The sequence below is a fragment of the Polaromonas sp. Polasp52 genome, from assembly GCF_059491565.1.
This window is the reverse complement of sequence record NZ_CP168513.1, coordinates 4,745,535-4,764,287: the sequence shown is the minus strand read 5'-3', so window position 1 is coordinate 4,764,287 and position 18,753 is coordinate 4,745,535. Positions and strand designations below refer to the sequence as shown.

Below are 18,753 nucleotides of genomic sequence, written 5' to 3'. Positions count from 1 at the left end.
GCCCCCCGGGACCCAAGGCCCGGGCCTGCTTTTGAGATAAACCAGGCGGACATGAAAAAGCCCACTGGCGTGGGCTTTTTGCGGGGAAATGATGGTCGGAGTACAAGGATTCGAACCTTGGACCCCCTGGTCCCAAACCAGGTGCGCTACCAGACTGCGCCACACTCCGACTAGTCAAATATTATAGCCCGAACCCGCTACACTTTCCCGCGGCCGTCCTCATTTTTTCCATTCACTGGATCGCACCATGAAACTTCGCCGCGCTGCCCAGCCTGGTCCGCACCGGCCTGACGTAAAGGTTTGCCGCGGCAAGCCTGGGGCCGCATGAGGATGGAGGCCATCGCCAGGGCCGTGTCCGGGGTGGACAAAGGCCTGACCCGCATGACCGCGGTGCTCGGTCTGCTGGTGCTGCCGCTGGCGGCGCTGCTGCTGGCCCAATGGCCGCTGCGTGAACTCGTGCAAGCCTACTCGCGCCAGGCCAACGACGCGGCGCAGGTGCTGTTCGCGCTGTATGTGGCGGTGGCCGTGACCGCAGCCTCCAGAAGCCACGCCCACCTGGCCTCCCTGCAGCCGCATCCGAGCGGCGCATCCCGCCCGCGCTGGCATGCCTGGGCATTGCTCGCCTGCGTCACGCCCTGGGCGCTGTTCATGCTCTGGGCCGGCTGGCCGCTGGTGGCGGCCTCGGTGGCTTCTTTTGAACGGTTTGGTGAAACGCTCACGCCGGGTTATTTTGTGATCAAGCTCGCCATGGTGCTGATGCTTCTGCTGGTGCTGGCCGAAGGCCTGCTGGAACTGCTGCCGCACGGCCGCGCGCCGGGCTCGCCATGAGCCTCGCCGGCCCCCTCGCAGGCGTGTGGATGCTGCTGGCGCTGGGCGCGCTGATTCTCGCCACCGGCCTGCCGGTCTGGGCCTTGCTGATAGGCGTGTCCAGCCTGTTCGCGGTGCTGGGCCTGGCGGCGGGCGCCTTCGACCTGCAAATCCTGCAGGCTCTGCCTGTGCGCACACTGGGCCTGCTGGAAAACGATTTGCTGCAGGCCATGCCGCTGTATGTCTTTATGGGCGTGCTGCTGCAGCGCCTGACGGTGGCCGATTCCCTCTTTTCCGCGCTGTTGCGGCTGTTCCGCCCGCTGGCCGGCGCGCATGCGCTCTCGGCCCTGGGCGTGGGCGCCCTCATCGCCCCCATGAACGGCTCGGTCGCCTCCAGTTCGGCCCTGCTTTCGCGCCTGGTGGCCCCGCGCATGGCGCACCTGGACACCGCCCGGGCCGTCTCCATCATCAGCGTGGCCGCCACCATAGGCGTGGTGGTGCCGCCTTCGCTGGTGCTGCTGCTGCTGGGCGACGCCATGATGCTGGCTCACCTGGAAGCCAGCCGGCTGCCCGGTTACCTGCAGGCCGGCCAGCGCATCATCAACACCCAGGACGTGATGCATGCCGCGCTGCTGCCCGCCCTGTGCGTGCTGGCGCTCTGGGCCCTGGTGGCCTGGCGCCAGGCACGCAAGCTCAAGGAAACGCCGCCACAAGCTCCCGCCAGCCGGTCACAGACAGCCATCGCCCTGGCCGCGGGCGGCACCATCCTTGTGCTGCTGGCCGGCGTCTTTACCGGAAAGCTCTACGCGGTAGAGGCGGCGGCCACCGGCGCGATGCTGCTGGTCGCCTCGGCCCTCATGGGCCGCTCGCTGTCGGCCTCCGGCTGGCGGCTGGTACTGGCCGACACGCTCAAGCTCAGCGGCGCGCTGTTCGCGCTGCTGGTCGGCGCCACCACCTTCAGCCTGGTGTTTCGCATATTCGGCACCGACCGCTGGCTTAACGGCCTGCTGCTGGGCTCCACACTGCCGCCGGGCGTGACGGCGGCGCTGGTGCTGCTGCTGGTGGCCCTGTGCGCCTGGGTGCTGGATGCCTTCGAGATGATTTTTGTCATCGTCCCCATCGTCGCGCCCGCGCTCATCGCGCGCCTGGGCGACGCCCAGCAGGCGGCGGTGCTGCTGCTCCTGGTGCTGCAGCTGAGTTTCCTGATCCCGCCCATGGGTTACGCGGTGCTGATGGCTCGCTCCCGCTCGGGCCTGCCGGCCATTTCAAGCCGGCGCCTGCTGGGTGCGCTGTGGCCCATGCTGCTGGTCCAGATTGCACTCACGGCGGCGGTATTCGCGTTTCCAGCCACCGTGCACTGGCTGGATGCGCCCTCCCCCGCGGCCTCCGCGCAGGCGCCCATGGCCGATGATGAAATTGCCCGCCAGATGCGGGAGATGTCGGGCGCCGAACCCCTGGAGCCAGGCGCGGCCACCGCCCCGGCCGCACCCTGAGTCGCTTCAAAATAGGGTCCTCTGAATACCCGTCGCTAAAAAGGAGACCGCCATGGCCGTGAAGATCGTCAGGCTGGGCACAGCCCGCAGCGCCAACGAGGGATTGCGCATAGGCACGGTGCGCAGGCCGCCGCGCGGCGTGCCCAAGGCCGAATTCGCCTCGCAGGATTGGTACGACGTCTGGTACCCCAATCTCGCGCCCAGCGTGGAGACCATGAAGCTGGGCCAGAGCGTGGAGTCCGACAAGGACTGGGCCGCCTTCAGCAAAAAATACCGGGCCGAGATGAACGAGCCCGATGCCAGCCGCAACCTGGACCTGCTGGCGGCGCTGTCGCACCAGGCCAGCTTCGCGGTGGGCTGCTACTGCGAGAACGAGGCGCGCTGCCACCGCTCGCTGCTGCGTGGATTGCTCCAGGAAAGAGGCGCAAGCATTGCCTGAAGGGGAAAACGGCCTTTGAGGCCTTTGACACTCAATAAAGGAAACCATGATCCGTCGTGAACGACTCACCGCCACCGTCGAAGGCGACTTTGTGGTGTTCCTCATCGGCATGCGCATCAACCAGCCGCTGAAGCTGCACAAGTGGCTCCCTGTCGCGGGGGCCATGCCACGCATGATCAAGGAGTTGCGCCAACAGCCCGAACTGGGTTTGCTGCATGCGGAGATGTGGTTCTCCAGGACCATCATCCTGGTGCAGTATTGGCGCTCGATGGAGCGGCTACAGGCCTACGCAAAGGACCGCCAGGCCCAGCACCTGCCCGCCTGGCAAGCGTTCAACAAAGCGGTGGGCACAGATGGCTCGGTGGGCATCTGGCACGAAACCTATGCGGCCTCGGCAGGCAGCTACGAAAACGTCTATGTCAACATGCCGGCATTCGGGCTCGGAAGAGCCGGCATCCTGCAAGCGGCAGCAGGCGGCAGGCAATCAGCCGCGGGCAGGCTTCAAGCCCATAAAGCCCGGCCCTGAACCCGCCCAGCCGCTCACAACTTCACGTACTCGTACTCCAGCGGGTTGGCATTGATGCCGCGATCCGGCGGCGCGATCCAGGCGGCCATCTTGCCGGGCTCGGTCACGCGGTTCATCAGGCTTTTGACAAAAGCCGTGTCGGCCGCCGTGGGCAGCCACTGGTCTTTCCTGGCTTCAAAATCGGCGGCGCTGATCGGCTTGCCCAGCGGGTCGGTGAAATTGCCGGCCCAGGCGCCGACCTCGCGGCGAAAGCGCGTCGAAGGCAGGGTCAGTTCAAAGTCCACGCCGGCGCGCTTGATGCCCATGTTCCAGCGCGTCACGCCGACATTGCAGTCCTTGACGTATTCAAGGCGCGTGATTTCGTTCATGCCGTTGCGGGTCGAGATGGTCTCATTCTTGAGGCCGCCCTGCCCGTCAGGCACCACGATGCTCATCTCGGTTTCCAGCTCCAGGTGGTCGGCGAACTTGGCTTCGTCGGGCCGGCCCTTGATGCCGTTGCTGAAGTAGTTGGCGGCGTTCGACGAGGCTTCCGAGCCGAACAGGTCCAGCGAGGAGGTGAACCAGAAATTCATGAACTTCTGGATGGTGGGCAGGTCGATCACGCCGGCCTTGCGCAGCGTGGCGACGTCGTCGGTGTCCAGTTCCTTCATCACTTCCAGCGTGCGCTTGATGACGCGGCCCACGCCGGTCTCGCCGACAAACATGTGGTGGGCCTCTTCGGTCAGCATGAAGCGCGTGGTGCGGGCCAGCGGGTCGAAGGCGGACTCGGCAAATGACTTGAGCTGGAACTTGCCGTCGCGGTCGGTGAAATAGGTGAACATGAAGAAGCTCAGCCAGTTGTCCATGGGCTCGTTAAAGGTGCCCAGGATGCGCGGCTTGTCGGCGTCGCCGCTGTGGCGCATCAACAGTTCCTCGGCTTCCTCGCGGCCATCGCGGCCGAAATGCGCGTGCAGCAAATACACCATGGCCCAGAGATGCCGGCCCTCTTCCACATTGACCTGGAACAGGTTGCGCAGGTCGTACAGCGAAGGCGCGGTGTGGCCCAGCAGGCGCTGCTGCTCGACCGAAGCCGGCTCGGTGTCGCCCTGGGTCACGATGAGGCGGCGGAAGGTGGAGCGGTATTCGCCGGGCACGTCCTGCCAGACGTCTTCGCCCATGTGGTCGCCAAAACCGATCTTGCGGCCCTCTTCCTTGTCAGCCAGGAAGATGCCCCAGCGGTAGTCAGGCATGGGCGTGTAGCCGTAGCTGGCCCAGCCCGAAGCGTCCACACCCACGGCGGTGCGCAAATAAACTTCCTTGGCCTTGAAGTCGCTGGGGCCCATCTCATCCCACCAGTTCAGGAAAGCCGGCTGCCAATGCTCCAGCGCGCGCTGGAGCTGGCGGTTTTCGCCCAGATGGACGTTGTTGGGGATCAGAGCTTGGAGGTCTATGGTGCTCATGATGTTTCCTTAAATCCGTTTCCAGTCGAACTTGGCCTTCTTGCCAGTCCCGAACAATTTCAGCGCACCGTCCTCACCCACCGCATTCGGCCGAATGAAGATCCAGTTCTGCCAGGCCGAGAGGCGACCAAACACGCGCGTCTCCATGGTTTCCTTGCCCGGGAAGCGCAGCGAGGCTTCCATGCCGGTCATGGCGTCGGGCGAGAGCGAAGCACGCTCTTCCAGCATGATGCGGATCTCGTCTTCCCAGTCGATGTCGTCGGGCGTCAGGGTCACCAGGCCCAGCGCCAGCGCCTGGTCGGCGCGCAGCGGGCTGTCGCCGAGTTTTTGCAGCTGGGAAATCGTGGCCTCGTCTTCGCAAAAGCGTGTCTGCAAACGCGTCAGGCCGTTGACGGCCGGGAACCAGCCAAAGTTGGCCGGGCTCAGTTGCAGCGCCGGTGCGCTGTCGGGTGCGTCGGGCAAATCGAGCATGTAGATGCGGTCGCAGGCCAGGGCCAGCTCATAAAAAGTACCGGCAAAACACGAACCCGCATCGGCCAGCGCAATCAGCGAACGGCTGGTGACGTCCAGCCGCGCCAGCGTGCGGCGCAGCGCGCCCGTGGTTTCTTTCACCAGCCAGTGGTCCTTCAGTTTGGCCAGCACTTCATCCATGCGGATGACCTGGCCGGCATCGCCGGCGGTCTTGATGACCCAGGTGCCGACTTCGAGTTCATTGGTGCGCAGGTTCAGGATGGCGTCGTCAAGCTCGCGCTGCAGCTTGAGCGGGTACCAGCCGGCGCCGGCCGCTTCAATCGCTTCGGGCGTGGACTCAATGGGGCTTGCGGGTGCCTTCACCGTCAGTGTGGCAATGCGCTTTTCGCGGTCCACCTGCGCATCGACCACACTGTAGTGGTAGCCGCTGTCGTCGATCAGCGCCTTGAGCGGTGTCAGTTCTATGCCCTTGGCGCCGGCCCGCGCAGACTGCGCGCGCAGCGCCTGGATTTCAGCGGCCAGCAGTTCGCCGAACTGCTGCGGCTTGGCGTGGGCGTCGATCAGCTTCCAGTCCTTGGCGCGGTCGGCGCGCACGCCCTCGGAGGTCGTGCAGAAAATGTCGGCCAGGTCGCGGCGCACCTTGCGCTTGTCGGTCACGCGGGTCAGGCCGCCGGTGCCGGGCAGCACGCCCAGCAAGGGCACTTCCGGCAGGCTGACAGTGGAGGAACGGTCATCCACCATGATGATGCGGTCGCAGGCCAGGGCCAGCTCGTAGCCGCCGCCGGCGCAGGCGCCGGTTACCGCGGCAATCGCCTTGAGGCCGTCATGGCGAGAGGAGTCTTCCAGGCCGTTGCGGGTTTCATTGGTGAACTTGCAGAAGTTGACCTTCCAGCCGTGCGTCGAAAGGCCCAGCATGTAGATATTGGCGCCCGAGCACCAGATCTTTTCCTTGCCCGACTCGAACACCAGCACCTTGACAGCCGGGTGCTCGAAGCGCACGCGGTTGATGGCGTCGTGCAGCTCGATGTCCACGCCGAGGTCGTAGCTGTTGAGCTTGAGCTTGTAGCCGGGCTTGATGCCGCCGTCTTCATTGATGTCGAGCTTCAGGCGTGCAACGTCGCCCTCCACGCTCAACGTCCAGTGCTGGTATTTGCCCGGGTGGGTGGAAAAGCTCACGAGCTCGCGCTCCTGGCCGGCAATGACCTGTTTGAATAAAAGCGGCTCTGTCATGGCGTTCATGGGGTTGTCTCCAGTTAGGTCTGTTACTGCTTTACTGCTGGTCGCGAACAGGTGTTTTGGGAACGGCGCGTTCCAGGTCTTTGAGGCTTTGTTTCAGTGTGCGCGCGGCGGTATCAACCACGGCGTCGGCGCGGGCATAGAGGGCTTCGCGGCTGGAGAGGATGCGGCGTATGTCTTCCATCGCCTCGTCGGTCGCGCCGCGGGTCGTGTCAAAAGGCCGCATATCGCCCTGGGCCACCACGCGGGCCATGTGCTCTTCGGGGCTGGCCTTGAGCCAGACACAATAAAAGCGGCTTTGCAGCAGGTCGAAGGTTTCGCGCTCGCTGACGATGCTGCCGCCCGTGGTCATGACCACGCCTTCGGGGTGGTCCTCGGCGATGCGGAACAACGCGCGCCGCTCATAACGCCGGTAGCCGGCCTGCCCGTGCAGCAGCAGGATTTCGTTCATGCTGGTGCCGGCCTCGCGTTCGATTTCCCGGTCCAGCTCGATAAAAGGCACGCCGCGCTCGGCCGCCAGCTGGCTGCCCAGCGTGGATTTGCCGGCGCCGCGCAAGCCTATCAGCGCCACGCGCCGCTCACGGCCCAGCGAATCGCTGAGGCCAAAGGTACTGCCCAACAGGCTGTAGGCCTGGTCCAGCTGGGCATCGTCGAGCCGTGTCAAGAGGCCCTGCACACGGGCCAGCGCCGGGCGCGGGGCGTCCTGCAGCAGTTCCAGGATGGAGATGTTGAGCGCGCGGGCCGCCGCTTCGAGTGAATTGATGGAGACATTGCCCTTGCCGGTTTCCACGTCAGCCAGAAAGCGCTCGCTCAGGCCCGAATCCGAAGCCAGTTGCTTGCGCGTCATGCCGCGGCGGGCACGCCAGGCGCGAACGCGGGCGCCCAGTTCGCTGAGCGTGGCTTTCGATTCCTGTTCAGACATGATTTCCAAGAGACACCCGTTTGAAAAAATTAGGTCTTTATGCAACTTTTACCGTTGCGCCCCACATTAATTGCAGTATACTTCACTTTAACTTGATGTAAAGCAGTTTATTGCATCTTTTTTCTGGAGACTTTTTGATGAAACTCAAAATCCTTGTAGGCACCATGACCAGCACCGCTGACTATGTCGCACAAGCGATCCAGATGGATTGCGCGGATTTGGTGAGTGATATTGAGGTCGAGCTGATGGACAATCTGGACATCAGCGTCTTCGATGCGGCCAAGGCCGAAGATGCACTTTATCTCATCTGCAGCTCCACCTATGGCTCGGGCGACGTGCCCGACAATGCGCGCGCCCTCTATGAATCACTGGGCAGCAACCCGCAATTCCTCGGCCATGTGCGCTACGGCGTGATTGCGCTGGGCGACCGTACTTATATGCAGACCTTTTGCTTCGGCGGCAAAAAGTTCGACGAGCGCCTGCAGGACCTGGGCGCGCAGCGCATAGGCGATATCTGGTGCCATGACGCGAGCAGCGGCACCATGCCGGAAACCGAAGGCACCGAGTGGTGCCGCCAGTGGCTCACCGGCGCCCTGCAGACATTGGGGGCCAGCCCCGCCACCGCCTGACGTACAAAAGAAGACCCCGTAGCGCTTGATCAGCGTGCGCAAGCAGCTACCAAAATAACAGCAATCTGGAGACAAGCATGCAAACAAGCAGCGCAGACCATTCGGCAAGCCCGCCCCGGGTGAGCATCCCGCGCGACTACAACGCGGCGCACGACCTGCTGGCGCGCAACGCCACGCGCCCCGGCAAAGTGGCTTTTATGGACGCGCTGAGCGGCGAGCAACTGAGCTACGGCGAACTTGCCGAACAATCCCACCGTTTTGCCAATGCCCTGCGCGCCCAGGGCTTCACGCCCGAAAGCCGGGTGCTGCTGGCCATGCTGGACACGCCGCAGTGGCCGGTCGCCTTCCTCGGCTGCATACTCGCGGGCGTGCTGCCCATCGCGGCCAACACCTTGCTGACCACGCAGGACTTCGAGTTCATGCTGCGCGACTCGCGCGCCCGGGGCCTGATCGTCTCGCACGCCCTGCTGCCGGCCTTCGAGCCGCTGCTCGGAAAAATCGACACGCTGAAAACAGTGGTTGTCGCCGGCGTCGACGACTGCGCGCCGCACGCCAGCCTGGCCGGCCTGCTGCGCGCGGCGCCGGCCACGCCCACCGTCACCGCCACCTGCGCCGACGACGCCTGTTTCTGGCTGTATTCCAGCGGCTCCACCGGCACGCCCAAGGGCACGGTGCACCTGCACAGCCATTTGATCCAGACGGCCGAGCTTTACGGCCGCGGTGTGCTGGGCATACGCGAATCCGACGTGGTGTATTCCGCCGCCAAACTGTTTTTTGCCTACGGCCTGGGCAATGCGCTGACCTTTCCCATGAGCGTGGGCGCCACCACCGTGCTGCTACCGGCACGCCCGACGCCGGCCGATGTCTTTGCCTTGCTCAAAAAATACCGGCCGACGATTTTCTACGGCGTGCCCACGCTGTATGCCGCCCTGCTGGCCGACCCGGCGCGGCCGGTGAAGTCCGAACTGAGCCTGCGCGTATGCACCAGCGCGGGCGAAGCCCTGCCCGCCGAGATCGGGAAAAAATGGACGGCGCAGTACGGCTGCGAAATCCTGGACGGCATAGGCTCCACCGAGATGCTGCACATCTTTTTGTCCAACCGGCCCGGCCAGGTGCGCTACGGCACCACCGGCCAGGCGGTCCCGGGCTATGCCCTGCGCATCATGGGCGACGACGGCCGCGAGTGCGCCGACGGCGAGATCGGCGAGCTGCAGATCAGCGGCCCCAGCGCCGCCATCATGTACTGGAACAACCGCGCCAAGACCAAAGCCACCTTCGCCGGCGAATGGACCAAGAGCGGCGACAAGTACACACGCGACGCCGACGGCTTCTACACCTACGGCGGGCGCAGCGACGACATGCTCAAGGTCGGCGGCATCTATGTTTCGCCCTTCGAGGTCGAGGCCTGCCTGATGACGCATCCCGCCGTGCTGGAGGTGGCGGTGATAGGCGTGGCCGACGCCGACGAGCTCGTCAAGCCCAAGGCCTATGTGGTGTTCAAGGCCGGCCAGAGCGCCACCATGGATGAGCTCAAGGCCCATGTGAAGCAGCAGCTCGCGCCCTACAAATACCCGCGCTGGATAGAGTTCGTCAGCGAACTGCCCAAGACGGCCACCGGCAAGATCCAGCGCTTCAAGCTGCGCCAGCCGCACTGAATCGCCTCGCGCAAAAAGAGCCCGGCGTGCGGCACAGAGCACCGAAAAAAAGTGCAAACCGGCCCAAACCAGGCACAGTCATTGCTTTAGATGTAAACAATTTAATCCTCAATCTCGGGTTTTACACTAGGGCCGGCCACACAACGCACGCTTACTATTCGTCTAACAGTTTTCAGCCTCAACCAGGAGCTATTCCATGACTTCACGCCGACTTGTACTGACCCGCAGCGCCGCCATGATAGGGGCGGCCTCCACCGGTCTTTTGCTCCCCGAAATCGTGCGCGCGCAGTCCGGCAAGGTGCGTGTGGGCTTCATGCTGCCCTATACCGGCACCTTCGCGCAGCTCGGCGTGGCCATCGAAAACGGCTTTCGCATGGCGATCAACGAACAAGGCGGCAAGCTGGGCGGCCGCGAGATCGAATTCTTCAAGGTGGACGACGAGTCCGAGCCGTCCAAGGGCATTGAAAACGCCAACAAGCTGGTGCAGCGCGACAAGGTCGACGTGCTGGTCGGCACGGTGCACTCGGGCGTGCAGATGGGCATCCAGAAGGTCGCGCGCGACAGCGGCGTGCTGAGCCTGATCCCCAATGCCGGCGTGCATGCCGCCACGCGCAGCCTGTGCGCGCCCAATGTGTTTCGCACTTCCTTCACCAACTCGCAGCCGACACGCGCCCTGGGCAAGGCCATGGTGGACCGCGGCCACAAAAAGGCCGTCTGGATCACCTGGAAATACGCGGCCGGCGACGAGGCATTTGAAGGCTTCAAGGAAAGCTACACCGCCGCGGGCGGCACCATCGTCAAGGAACTGGGCCTGCCCTTCCCGCAAGTCGAATTCCAGGCCTTGCTGACCGAAATCGCCGCGCTCAAGCCTGACGCCGTGGCCTGCTTCTTCGCCGGCGGCGGTGCCGCCAAGTTCATCAAGGACTACGCCGCCGCGGGCCTGAAGGAAAAGATTCCGCTGTACGGTTCCGGCTTTCTGACCGAAGGCGTGCTCGACGCCGCCGGCCCCGCGGCCAACGGCATCATCACGACCATGCACTACAGCGACTCGCTGCCGACCCAGCGCAACGGCCAGTTCCGCCTGAGCTACGCCAAGACATTCAAGATGCAGCCCGACGTCTACGCCGTCCAGGGCTACGACACCGGCCTGCTGCTGATCCAGGGAGCCAACGCCGTCAAGGGCGACCTGAGCGCCAAGCCGGCCCTCTACAAGGCCCTGGAAGGCGCCGTCATCGACAGCCCGCGCGGCAAATGGACCATGAGCCCTTCGCACAACCCGGTGCAGGACATGTACCTGCGTGTGGTCGAGAACAAGGAAAACAAGGTGATCGGCGTGGCGGCCAAGGCGCTCGCAGACTCCGGCGCCGGCTGCAAGATGGGTTGAATGTGGCCCCCACGGTCGCTCACTGCGTGTAGCTCCCTTCCCCCCGAGGGGGCCGCTGTGCCTGCGGCCCGGCAAAGCCGGTTCCGCGGCCCCTGCTGGCAGGGAAGGATCAGGGCTTCTGCTCCGTCCCGTTTTTTAAAATAGCTGGCACGGACCCTGCTGGCTGGCTTCTGGCAATGCTATCTTCAAGCCCATGACGCTCACCACCTACCTCCTCTATGTCGCAGCCGTCGCGCTGCTGATCCTCACGCCAGGCCCGACCATGCTGATGTGCATGACGAATGCGCTCAACCATGGCCCGCGCAAGGCCATGACTTCGGTGGCCGGAAGCGTGGCCGCAGTGCTGTGCGTCATGCTGCTGTCGGCCATGGGCCTGGGCGCGCTGCTGGCTGCGTCTGAAGCCGCCTTCACGGTCGCCAAACTCATCGGCGCGGCCTACCTGATCTGGCTGGGCATCAAGACCTTTCGCAGCGAGGCGGCCGTGTTCGACGGCGCGGCCAAAGACGACAGCCCCCCGCAGCGCCGCTCGTTTTTCCTGCGCGGCTTCCTGGTCGGCGCCAGCAACCCCAAGGCCGTGCTGTTCTTCGCGGCCTTCTTCCCGCAGTTCCTGAACCCGGCCGCGCCTTTTGTGCCGCAGTTCGCCATCCTGGCCCTGACCTTTATGGCCTTCGAGTTCACGGTGCTGACCTGCTGCGCGCTGGGCGTCTCGCGCATCGCGCCGCTGCTGCGCTCCAGCCGCGCCGTGCGCTGGTTCAACCGGGTATCGGGCGGCCTCTTCACCCTGATGGGCAGCCTCTTGTTGTTCACGCGTCGCCACACATAAACCTGATTTATGGATTTAGCCAACTTCCTTATCCAGCTGCTCAACAGCGTCCAGTACGGCCTGCTGCTGTTCATGCTGGCCGCCGGCCTCACGCTGATCTTCGGCATCATGGGCGTGGTCAACCTGGCCCACGGCAGTTTTTACATGCTGGGCGCCTACCTGGCCTGGTCGCTCAGCACGCTGACGGGCAGCCTCACGCTGGCCATCATGATGGGCGCGGTGCTCTCGGTCGCCTTCGGCCTGGCGCTGGAGTGGCTGCTGTTTCGCCACTTCTACAAGCGCGACCACCTGGACCAGGTGCTGCTGACCTTCGGCTTGATCTACATCTTTGAGGAAGTGCGCTCCATCCTCTGGGGCGACGACGTGCACGGCGTCACGATTCCCGACGTACTCAGCGCCTCGGTGCCGCTCACCGAGAACCTCTCCTACCCGGTCTACCGGCTCTTCATGTCGGGCGTCTGCATCGCGCTGGCCCTGGGCCTGTATTTCATGATTTCCAAGACCCGGCTGGGCATGAAAATCCGCGCCGGCGCCTTCAACCGCGACATGGCCGAATCGCTGGGCATCAACATCAAGCTGATCCATGCCGTGGTGTTCGCGCTGGGCGTGGGGCTGGCGGCAGTGGCCGGCATGATCGCCGCGCCTGTCGCCAGCGTCTATCCCAATATGGGCTCCCAGGTGCTGATCATGTGTTTTGTGGTGGTCGTGATAGGCGGCATAGGCTCGGTGCGCGGCGCGCTGATCTCGGCCCTGCTGGTGGGCCTGGTCGACACCTTTGGCAAGGTGCTGCTGCCTTCCATGGCGGGCATGCTGGTTTATATGTTGATGGCTGCTGTCCTTTTGTGGAAGCCAGAAGGACTGTTTAAACAATGAGCTCAGCAAAAGCAAACCTCGAAATCCTGCCACGCGGCGTGCAGGTGGCGCTGGGCCTGGGGCTGGTCGCGCTGGCCGCCTTCCCTTTTGTCGGCACCGACTTCTACACCCAGATGGTCACGCGCATGATGATCATGGCCATCTTTGCGATGAGCCTTGATTTGCTGCAGGGCGTGAGCGGCCTGGTGTCGCTGGGCCATGCGGCCTACTTCGGCCTGGCCGGCTACGCGCTGGCCTTTCTGACGCCCGCGGGCGCACCCGTGAGCCTGTGGTGGACGCTGCCGGTGGCCGTGCTGGCCTCGGGCCTGGCCGCGCTCATCATCGGCTTTTTTGTGGTGCGCACGCACGGCATCTATTTCATCATGGTCACCATGGCTTTTGCGCAGATGGTGTTCTACCTCTTCTTCGACAACAAGGCCCTGGGCGGCTCCGACGGGCTCTACATCAACTTCAAGCCCAGCGCGGCCGTCTTCGGCTGGACGCCCTTCGACCTGGACAGCAAGCTCACGCTGTACTACTTCACGCTGGGCGCCATGCTGCTGGTGTACGCCTTTTTGCGCCGCCTGCTCTGGAGCCCCTTCGGCCGCACGCTGGCCGGCATACGCGTCAACGAACACCGCATGCGCGCCATGGGCTTCGGCACCTTCGGCTACAAGCTCTCGGCCTTCACGCTGGCCGGCGCGCTCGCGGGCCTGGCCGGCTACCTGTGGGGCACGCAGACCGGCTACATCAACCCCGAGCTCATGGGTTTTCACATGAGCGCGCACGCCATCATGATGGTCATCCTCGGCGGCATGGGCAATTTCGCCGGTGCCATCGTCGGCGCCTTCGCGTTTGAATACCTGCTGCATGTGTTCAAGGATCTCCCGACCATCGGAAGCGTGAACCTCGGCAAGCACTGGCAGCTCTGGATGGGCCTGTTCATCGTGCTGCTGGTGGTCTTCGCGCCGCGCGGCATCCTGGGCCTGGTCGAAAAATTCACTCAGCGCAAATCCAAGTCGGAGGCCGGCCATGAGTGAAGTGCTGCTCTCTGCGAAGAATTTGACAAAGCGCTTCGGCGGGCTGGCCGCGGTCAATGACGTCTCCATCAGCCTCTGGCGCAACCACATCCATGCGGTGATCGGCCCCAACGGCGCGGGCAAGTCCACCTTGACGAACCTGCTCTCGGGCGACCTGCCGCCCACATCGGGCAGCGTCACCCTGGGCAGCCAGGACGTGACCGGCTGGACGCCCGAGAAAATCTCGGGCAAGGGCCTGGGCCGCAGCTACCAGAAGACCAATATCTTTTTGCCCTTCAGCGTCTGGGAAAACGTGCGGCTGGCCTCTCAGTCGCGCGCGCCGAATGCCGCGCGCTGGCTGCAGCGCGCCACCGGCTTCGCGGCGGTCAATGCCCGCGCGGAAGAAGCGCTGGAGCTGGCCGGCCTGCAACACCGCAAGCACAGCATTGCCGGCACCATCAGCCACGGCGAGCAGCGCCAGCTTGAGATCGCCATGACCCTGGCCACCGAGCCACAGGTGCTGCTGCTCGACGAACCTCTGGCCGGCATGGGTGTGGCCGAGGCCGAACGCATGGTCGCCCTGCTGCTGGCCATCAAGAAAAACCACGGCATCCTGCTGGTCGAGCACGACATGGACGCGGTCTTTACCCTGGCCGACAAGCTCACCGTGATGGTCAACGGCCAGGTGATCGCCAGCGGCACGCCGGCGCAAATCCGCGCCGATGCCGGCGTGCAGGCGGCCTACCTTGGCGAGGAGCATTGATGAACGCCCCCGAGAAACAGATAGACATCCTGATCGGCGCCCAGGACATCAACACCTATTACGGCGCCAGCCACGTGCTGCGCGGCATTGACTTCCACGTCGCGCGCGGCGAAACGATCGGCCTGATGGGCCGCAACGGCATGGGCAAGAGCACCTTGCTCAAAAGCATCATGGGCCTGGTCAAGCCGCGCTCAGGCACGGTCGCAATCAACGGCCGGCCCATGACGGGCGCCCCACCCTACGAAATCGCCCGCCTGGGCATCGCCTATGTGCCCGAGGGCCGCGGCATTTTCGGCAACCTCAGCGTGGTCGAGAACCTCAAGATGGCGGCACGCCCCGGCACCCAGGGCCAGCGCGACTGGACCTACGAGCGTGTGCTCGAGACCTTTCCACGCCTGAAGGAACGCCTGGGCCATGGCGGCCAGCAGCTCTCGGGGGGCGAACAGCAGATGCTGACCATAGGCCGGGCGCTCATGACCAACCCGGACGTGCTGATCCTGGACGAAGCCACCGAAGGCCTGGCGCCGCTGATCGCGCGCGACATCTGGCGCATCTGCGGCCTGATCCGCGAGACCGGAATCAGCAGCGTGATCGTCGACAAGAACTGGAAGCACGTCACCCAGATCACCGACCGCAACGTGATCCTGGTCAAGGGCCAGGTGGTGTTTGAAGGCAGCTCGGCCGAGCTGCATGCCAAGCCTGAGCTGCTGGCGCAATACCTGGGCGTATGAATCGGAAGTCATCTACGGTATGACTGAAACTTTGGCCAACAACAGGATTCCCAGGCGCTCTTCCATCCGGCCCCGGGGGCCGCTGCTGGTCGGCAAAGTCGACAAGCTCAAGGCACAGATGCGCGAGCGCGACGCGGCGCCGGCCTGAACCTACAGCTCGTCAGGGAGCGCGGCATGAAGGTATCACCGACCACCTCAGCGCTGGGCCTCACCGTGCTGGCCATGCTCGCCTTTGCGGGCAACTCACTCCTGTGCCGCCTCGCACTGCGCAGCACGCCGATCGACGCGGCCAGCTTTACGGCGCTTCGCATCGCCTCGGGTGCGCTGGTGCTCTGGCTTTTCATTTCGTGGCGCGGCGTTACGGCGACCGGCAACTGGCCATCGGCCGGTGCGCTGTTCGTGTACGCTGCCGCATTTTCTCTGGCCTACGTCAGCCTGCCGGCAGCCACGGGCGCGCTGCTGCTGTTCGGCTCGGTGCAACTCACGATGCTGGGCACCGGGCTGGCCCGCGGCGAACGGCTGGACGCCAGGCAAAGCGTTGGCCTGGCAATTGCCGTGGCGGGCCTTATCGCGCTGTTGCTGCCCGGCGCCGCCGCACCAAGCTTGCCATCGGCCTTGCTGATGCTGCTGGCCGGCATGGCATGGGCGGTGTATTCGCTGCGCGGAAAACGCGCCGGTGATGCGACGCGGGCCACCGCAGGAAACTTCCTGCGCGCCACACCGCTGGCACTGTTGTTAGCCGGGTTGATGTTCCCTCAACTGATCTGGGACATGCGCGGGGCGGCGTATGCGGTGACCTCTGGTGCGATCACTTCCGGGATGGGCTACATCATCTGGTACGCGGCGGTGAAGCGGCTTCCTGCCACTACGGCGGCCTCGGTACAACTTTCAGTGCCGGCCATCACCGCGCTGGGCGGCGTCGTCTTTCTTGGAGAGCCGCTGGGCTGGGCGCTCGCGGCCTGCTGCGCGGCCATTCTGGGCGGCGTTGCGTTGGCCGCACGCCCTTCGCGGCCAAAAAGCTAAGAGCCTGTTGACGATCTAAAGCAGCAAGCGCAATTCCCTCGCCGCATCCAGCAGCAAGGGCAGCAGTTCGCGCCGCATCACCTCAGGCCGCAGCCGTTGCGGCGAGGACACCACATTGAGCGCCGCCACCGTGCGGCCCTGCATGTCGCGCAGCGGCACGGCCAGCGCGTGCACGCCCAGCTCATGCTCTTCGCTGGCCAGGCAGTAGTCGTCCAGCCGCACCTGCTCGACCAGGGCCTTGAGCTTGCGCGGGTCTGTGGTCGTGTGCAAGGTCAGCCGCGCCAGGCTGCCGTGCTCGGTTTTTGCCTTGAGCCAGGCACTGAACTCGCTTTTGGACTTGGCGGCCAGCAGGACGCGGCCGGTGGACGTGGCATGCGCGGGCAGGCGCGCGCCCAGGTGCAGGCCGTAGGCCAGCACCCGGGCCGGCGCCGCCTTGGGGTCACCGGAGGCTTTCCACTCAAAGCCGCTGCGCCCGATGATGACGATCTCGTCGCCGTCCAGCACCGCGACCGAAAACGACTCCTGGGCCTGCGCGGCCAGCCGGTTCAGCGTGGGCTGGATGGCGCGCGGCAGGCGCGCCGTCGCGAGGTAGCTGCCCGAAAAGCGCAGCACCTTGGGGGCCAGCCAGAAGTAGCTTCCGTCGGTTTCCAGGTAGCCCAGGTGCGTGAGCGTGAGCAGGTGGCGGCGCGCCGCGGCGCGCGTGATGCCGGCGCGCTCGGCCGCCAGCGTGGCATTGAGGCGCTGGCGCTGGGTGTCAAAGCTCTCGAGCACGGCCATGCCTTTGGCCATGCCCTCGATCAGGTCGGGCTTGGCGATCGGGAAAGCGCCGGGTTTCGCAGTGCTTCGGGAAGTGACCATTGCGCGATCATCGCACAAACAGGCCACACATCGTGCAAAGGCGTTTTGTGCCGCTGGCGGTTCCGCACGCGCCGGCCTACCCTCAAGGCTGACGGATTCATCGGAGACAAGACATGCGTGTACAGGTAGCCATCGTGGGCGGTGGCCCCGCCGGGCATTTGCTCGGCCAACTGCTTTATAAAGCCGGCATCAGCGCCATCGTGATCGAGCAGCGCAGCCAGGACTATGTGCTGGGCCGCATACGCGCGGGCGTGCTCGAACAAGGCACGACCGACCTGCTGGACGAAGCCGGCGTGGGCAGCCGCATGCATGCCGAAGGCCTGGTGCACGGCGGCATCTCGCTGAGCTTTGGCGGCTCGCACCACCGCATAGACCTGCAAAAGCTCACGGGCGGCAAAAGCGTCATGGTCTACGGCCAGACCGAGGTCACGCGCGACCTCATGAATGCGCGCGCCGCCGCCGGCCTGGCCACCGCCTACGAGGCCGACAACGTCAGCCTGCATGACTTCGACGGGACGCGGCCCAAGGTGCGTTATGTGCAGCACGGTGTGGCGCACGAGGTCGAATGCGACTTCATCGCGGGCTGCGACGGCTTTCACGGCGTGAGCCGGGCCAGCGTGCCCGCCGGTGCGCTCAAAACCTTCGAACGCGTCTACCCCTTCGGCTGGCTGGGCGTGCTGTCGGAGACCCCGCCCGTGGCCGAGGAACTGGTCTACAGCAACCACGCGCGCGGCTTCGCGCTGTGCAGCATGCGCAGCCACACGCGCAGCCGCTACTACGTGCAGTGCGCCCTGGACGACAAGGCCGAGCGCTGGAGCGACGACGCCTTCTGGGACGAGCTGCGCCGCCGCCTGGCGCCCGAACTCGCCGAAAGCCTGGTGACCGGCCCCTCGATTGAAAAAAGCATCGCGCCGCTGCGCAGCTTTGTGGCCGAGCCCATGCGCTTCGGCCGGCTCTTCCTGGCCGGTGACGCGGCCCACATCGTGCCGCCCACGGGCGCCAAGGGCCTGAACCTGGCGGCCAGCGACGTACGCTACCTGGCCCGCGCATTCGCCGATTTTTATGCCGGCGACGAAGCGGGTATCAACAACTATTCAGAAACTTGTTTGCACCGCGTCTGGAAGGCCGTGCGCTTTTCCTGGTGGTTCACCTCGCTGATGCACCAGTTTCCCGATGGCGGCGAATTCGGCCACAAGCTGCAGGAGGCGGAACTGGATTACCTGATCCATTCGCCGGCGGCTTCAACGGCCCTGGCCGAAAACTATGTAGGTTTACCGCTTTAAGTTCAGCCAGTCCGGCGTGCTTGTCAGGCCGCGCGCGCCGCGCTGATCGCCTGCCGGGCCCATGCCAGCAACTGCGCCGGGTCATCGAGCAGCTCGGCGGGCGCGGCGTAGTACTTGCGCACCTGCACCACGCCGTTTTTGGTGGAGTAGCTAAAAGGCTTGGAGCCCTTCTTCTCGTACGCCGGCCGTGAACCGTCATCCACGCGGAAGTACAGGGTGTTGCCCATGACCATGGCGAACTGCTTTCCACCATGCTTCATCGCATGGCCGCCAAAAAACTTTCCATCGCGGATATCTCCGAGCGGCGCCAGCAGTTCTCGCACATAGCTGACAAATTCGGCGCTGGCGCTCATGCTGTCAGCTCCGCCGCGCTTGCGGAGAGTTTTTGTGCAGGTTTCAT

Annotated in this window: 20 protein-coding genes and 1 tRNA gene; 15 read left to right on the top strand and 6 right to left on the bottom strand. The window is 64.7% G+C overall.

The window, feature by feature from the left end; all coding sequences use genetic code 11:
* Positions 1 to 92: 92 nt before the first annotated feature.
* Positions 93 to 169, bottom strand: a tRNA-Pro gene (locus tag ACEN9P_RS22310).
* A gap of 155 nt (positions 170 to 324) precedes the next feature.
* Here ACEN9P_RS22310 and ACEN9P_RS22305 point away from each other — a divergent pair.
* The 4 genes from ACEN9P_RS22305 to ACEN9P_RS22290 are packed head-to-tail and all read left to right on the top strand — an operon-like array spanning position 325 to position 3,265.
* Positions 325 to 828 carry a C4-dicarboxylate ABC transporter substrate-binding protein gene (locus tag ACEN9P_RS22305; RefSeq protein WP_477661749.1) on the top strand — a complete coding sequence of 168 codons (504 nt, stop codon included), beginning with the start codon at positions 325 to 327 and terminating at the stop codon, positions 826 to 828.
* Complete coding sequence (locus ACEN9P_RS22300) at positions 825 to 2,300, top strand: TRAP transporter large permease subunit (RefSeq protein WP_495620491.1); 1,476 nt, start codon at positions 825 to 827, stop codon at positions 2,298 to 2,300. Before ACEN9P_RS22305 ends, ACEN9P_RS22300 begins: the two co-directional genes overlap by 4 nt.
* 52 nt (positions 2,301 to 2,352) lie before the next feature.
* Positions 2,353 to 2,739, top strand: coding sequence for a DUF488 domain-containing protein (locus tag ACEN9P_RS22295; protein ID WP_495620490.1), 387 nt, complete (start codon positions 2,353 to 2,355; stop codon positions 2,737 to 2,739).
* Between the two features lie 46 nt (positions 2,740 to 2,785).
* Positions 2,786 to 3,265: a DUF4188 domain-containing protein gene (locus ACEN9P_RS22290; RefSeq protein ID WP_495620489.1), complete on the top strand. Its 480-nt coding sequence runs from the start codon at positions 2,786 to 2,788 to the stop codon at positions 3,263 to 3,265.
* Between the two features lie 14 nt (positions 3,266 to 3,279).
* Here the strand turns inward: ACEN9P_RS22290 and boxB are convergent, their stop codons facing one another.
* The 3 genes from boxB to ACEN9P_RS22275 are packed head-to-tail and all read right to left on the bottom strand — an operon-like array spanning position 3,280 to position 7,333.
* Positions 3,280 to 4,704, bottom strand: coding sequence for a benzoyl-CoA 2,3-epoxidase subunit BoxB (gene boxB / locus ACEN9P_RS22285; RefSeq protein WP_477661744.1), 1,425 nt, complete (start codon positions 4,702 to 4,704; stop codon positions 3,280 to 3,282).
* A gap of 9 nt (positions 4,705 to 4,713) precedes the next feature.
* Complete coding sequence (gene boxC, locus ACEN9P_RS22280; protein WP_495622218.1) at positions 4,714 to 6,405, bottom strand: 2,3-epoxybenzoyl-CoA dihydrolase; 1,692 nt, start codon at positions 6,403 to 6,405, stop codon at positions 4,714 to 4,716.
* 40 nt (positions 6,406 to 6,445) lie between these two features.
* Entirely contained in the window at positions 6,446 to 7,333 is an 888-nt protein-coding gene (locus ACEN9P_RS22275) for a helix-turn-helix transcriptional regulator (protein ID WP_477661743.1), read from the bottom strand.
* Between the two features lie 137 nt (positions 7,334 to 7,470).
* Here ACEN9P_RS22275 and ACEN9P_RS22270 point away from each other — a divergent pair, with 137 nt between their 5' ends.
* The 10 genes from ACEN9P_RS22270 to ACEN9P_RS22225 all read left to right on the top strand — a co-directional run bounded on the left by ACEN9P_RS22270 (position 7,471) and on the right by ACEN9P_RS22225 (position 16,212).
* A complete protein-coding gene (locus ACEN9P_RS22270) occupies positions 7,471 to 7,962 on the top strand; it encodes a flavodoxin domain-containing protein (RefSeq protein ID WP_477661742.1) in 492 nt (163 codons plus the stop codon).
* Positions 7,963 to 8,039: 77 nt separating this feature from the next.
* Entirely contained in the window at positions 8,040 to 9,617 is a 1,578-nt protein-coding gene (locus ACEN9P_RS22265) for a benzoate-CoA ligase family protein (protein WP_495620488.1), read from the top strand.
* Between the two features lie 196 nt (positions 9,618 to 9,813).
* Positions 9,814 to 11,001 carry an ABC transporter substrate-binding protein gene (locus ACEN9P_RS22260; RefSeq protein ID WP_495620487.1) on the top strand — a complete coding sequence of 396 codons (1,188 nt, stop codon included), beginning with the start codon at positions 9,814 to 9,816 and terminating at the stop codon, positions 10,999 to 11,001.
* Between the two features lie 193 nt (positions 11,002 to 11,194).
* Positions 11,195 to 11,824 (top strand): LysE family translocator, encoded by a 630-nt coding sequence (locus ACEN9P_RS22255; protein ID WP_495620486.1) that lies wholly within the window; start codon positions 11,195 to 11,197, stop codon positions 11,822 to 11,824.
* A gap of 9 nt (positions 11,825 to 11,833) precedes the next feature.
* Positions 11,834 to 12,697 carry a branched-chain amino acid ABC transporter permease gene (locus tag ACEN9P_RS22250; protein ID WP_477661738.1) on the top strand — a complete coding sequence of 288 codons (864 nt, stop codon included), beginning with the start codon at positions 11,834 to 11,836 and terminating at the stop codon, positions 12,695 to 12,697.
* Complete coding sequence (locus tag ACEN9P_RS22245) at positions 12,694 to 13,716, top strand: branched-chain amino acid ABC transporter permease (protein ID WP_495620485.1); 1,023 nt, start codon at positions 12,694 to 12,696, stop codon at positions 13,714 to 13,716. Before ACEN9P_RS22250 ends, ACEN9P_RS22245 begins: the two co-directional genes overlap by 4 nt.
* Positions 13,709 to 14,458, top strand: a complete 750-nt coding sequence (locus ACEN9P_RS22240) for an ABC transporter ATP-binding protein (RefSeq protein WP_413330488.1) — start codon at positions 13,709 to 13,711, stop codon at positions 14,456 to 14,458. Before ACEN9P_RS22245 ends, ACEN9P_RS22240 begins: the two co-directional genes overlap by 8 nt.
* Positions 14,458 to 15,189 (top strand): ABC transporter ATP-binding protein, encoded by a 732-nt coding sequence (locus ACEN9P_RS22235; RefSeq protein ID WP_413330489.1) that lies wholly within the window; start codon positions 14,458 to 14,460, stop codon positions 15,187 to 15,189. Before ACEN9P_RS22240 ends, ACEN9P_RS22235 begins: the two co-directional genes overlap by 1 nt.
* A 19-nt stretch (positions 15,190 to 15,208) precedes the next feature.
* The gene (locus ACEN9P_RS22230; protein WP_495620484.1) at positions 15,209 to 15,337 is read left to right on the top strand and encodes a hypothetical protein; all 129 of its coding nucleotides are present in this window, start codon (positions 15,209 to 15,211) and stop codon (positions 15,335 to 15,337) included.
* A gap of 26 nt (positions 15,338 to 15,363) precedes the next feature.
* Positions 15,364 to 16,212: a DMT family transporter gene (locus tag ACEN9P_RS22225; protein ID WP_495620483.1), complete on the top strand. Its 849-nt coding sequence runs from the start codon at positions 15,364 to 15,366 to the stop codon at positions 16,210 to 16,212.
* A 15-nt stretch (positions 16,213 to 16,227) separates the two neighbouring features.
* Here ACEN9P_RS22225 and ACEN9P_RS22220 read toward each other — a convergent pair whose 3' ends face one another.
* Positions 16,228 to 17,070, bottom strand: coding sequence for an IclR family transcriptional regulator domain-containing protein (locus ACEN9P_RS22220; RefSeq protein ID WP_477661734.1), 843 nt, complete (start codon positions 17,068 to 17,070; stop codon positions 16,228 to 16,230).
* Positions 17,071 to 17,183: 113 nt separating this feature from the next.
* On the opposite strand from ACEN9P_RS22220, the gene pobA reads away from it, so the two are divergent.
* Positions 17,184 to 18,353 carry a 4-hydroxybenzoate 3-monooxygenase gene (pobA, locus tag ACEN9P_RS22215; protein WP_495620482.1) on the top strand — a complete coding sequence of 390 codons (1,170 nt, stop codon included), beginning with the start codon at positions 17,184 to 17,186 and terminating at the stop codon, positions 18,351 to 18,353.
* Positions 18,354 to 18,376: 23 nt separating this feature from the next.
* Here the strand turns inward: pobA and ACEN9P_RS22210 are convergent, their stop codons facing one another.
* Positions 18,377 to 18,706: a TfoX/Sxy family protein gene (locus ACEN9P_RS22210; protein ID WP_477661732.1), complete on the bottom strand. Its 330-nt coding sequence runs from the start codon at positions 18,704 to 18,706 to the stop codon at positions 18,377 to 18,379.
* Positions 18,707 to 18,753: the final 47 nt, after the last annotated feature.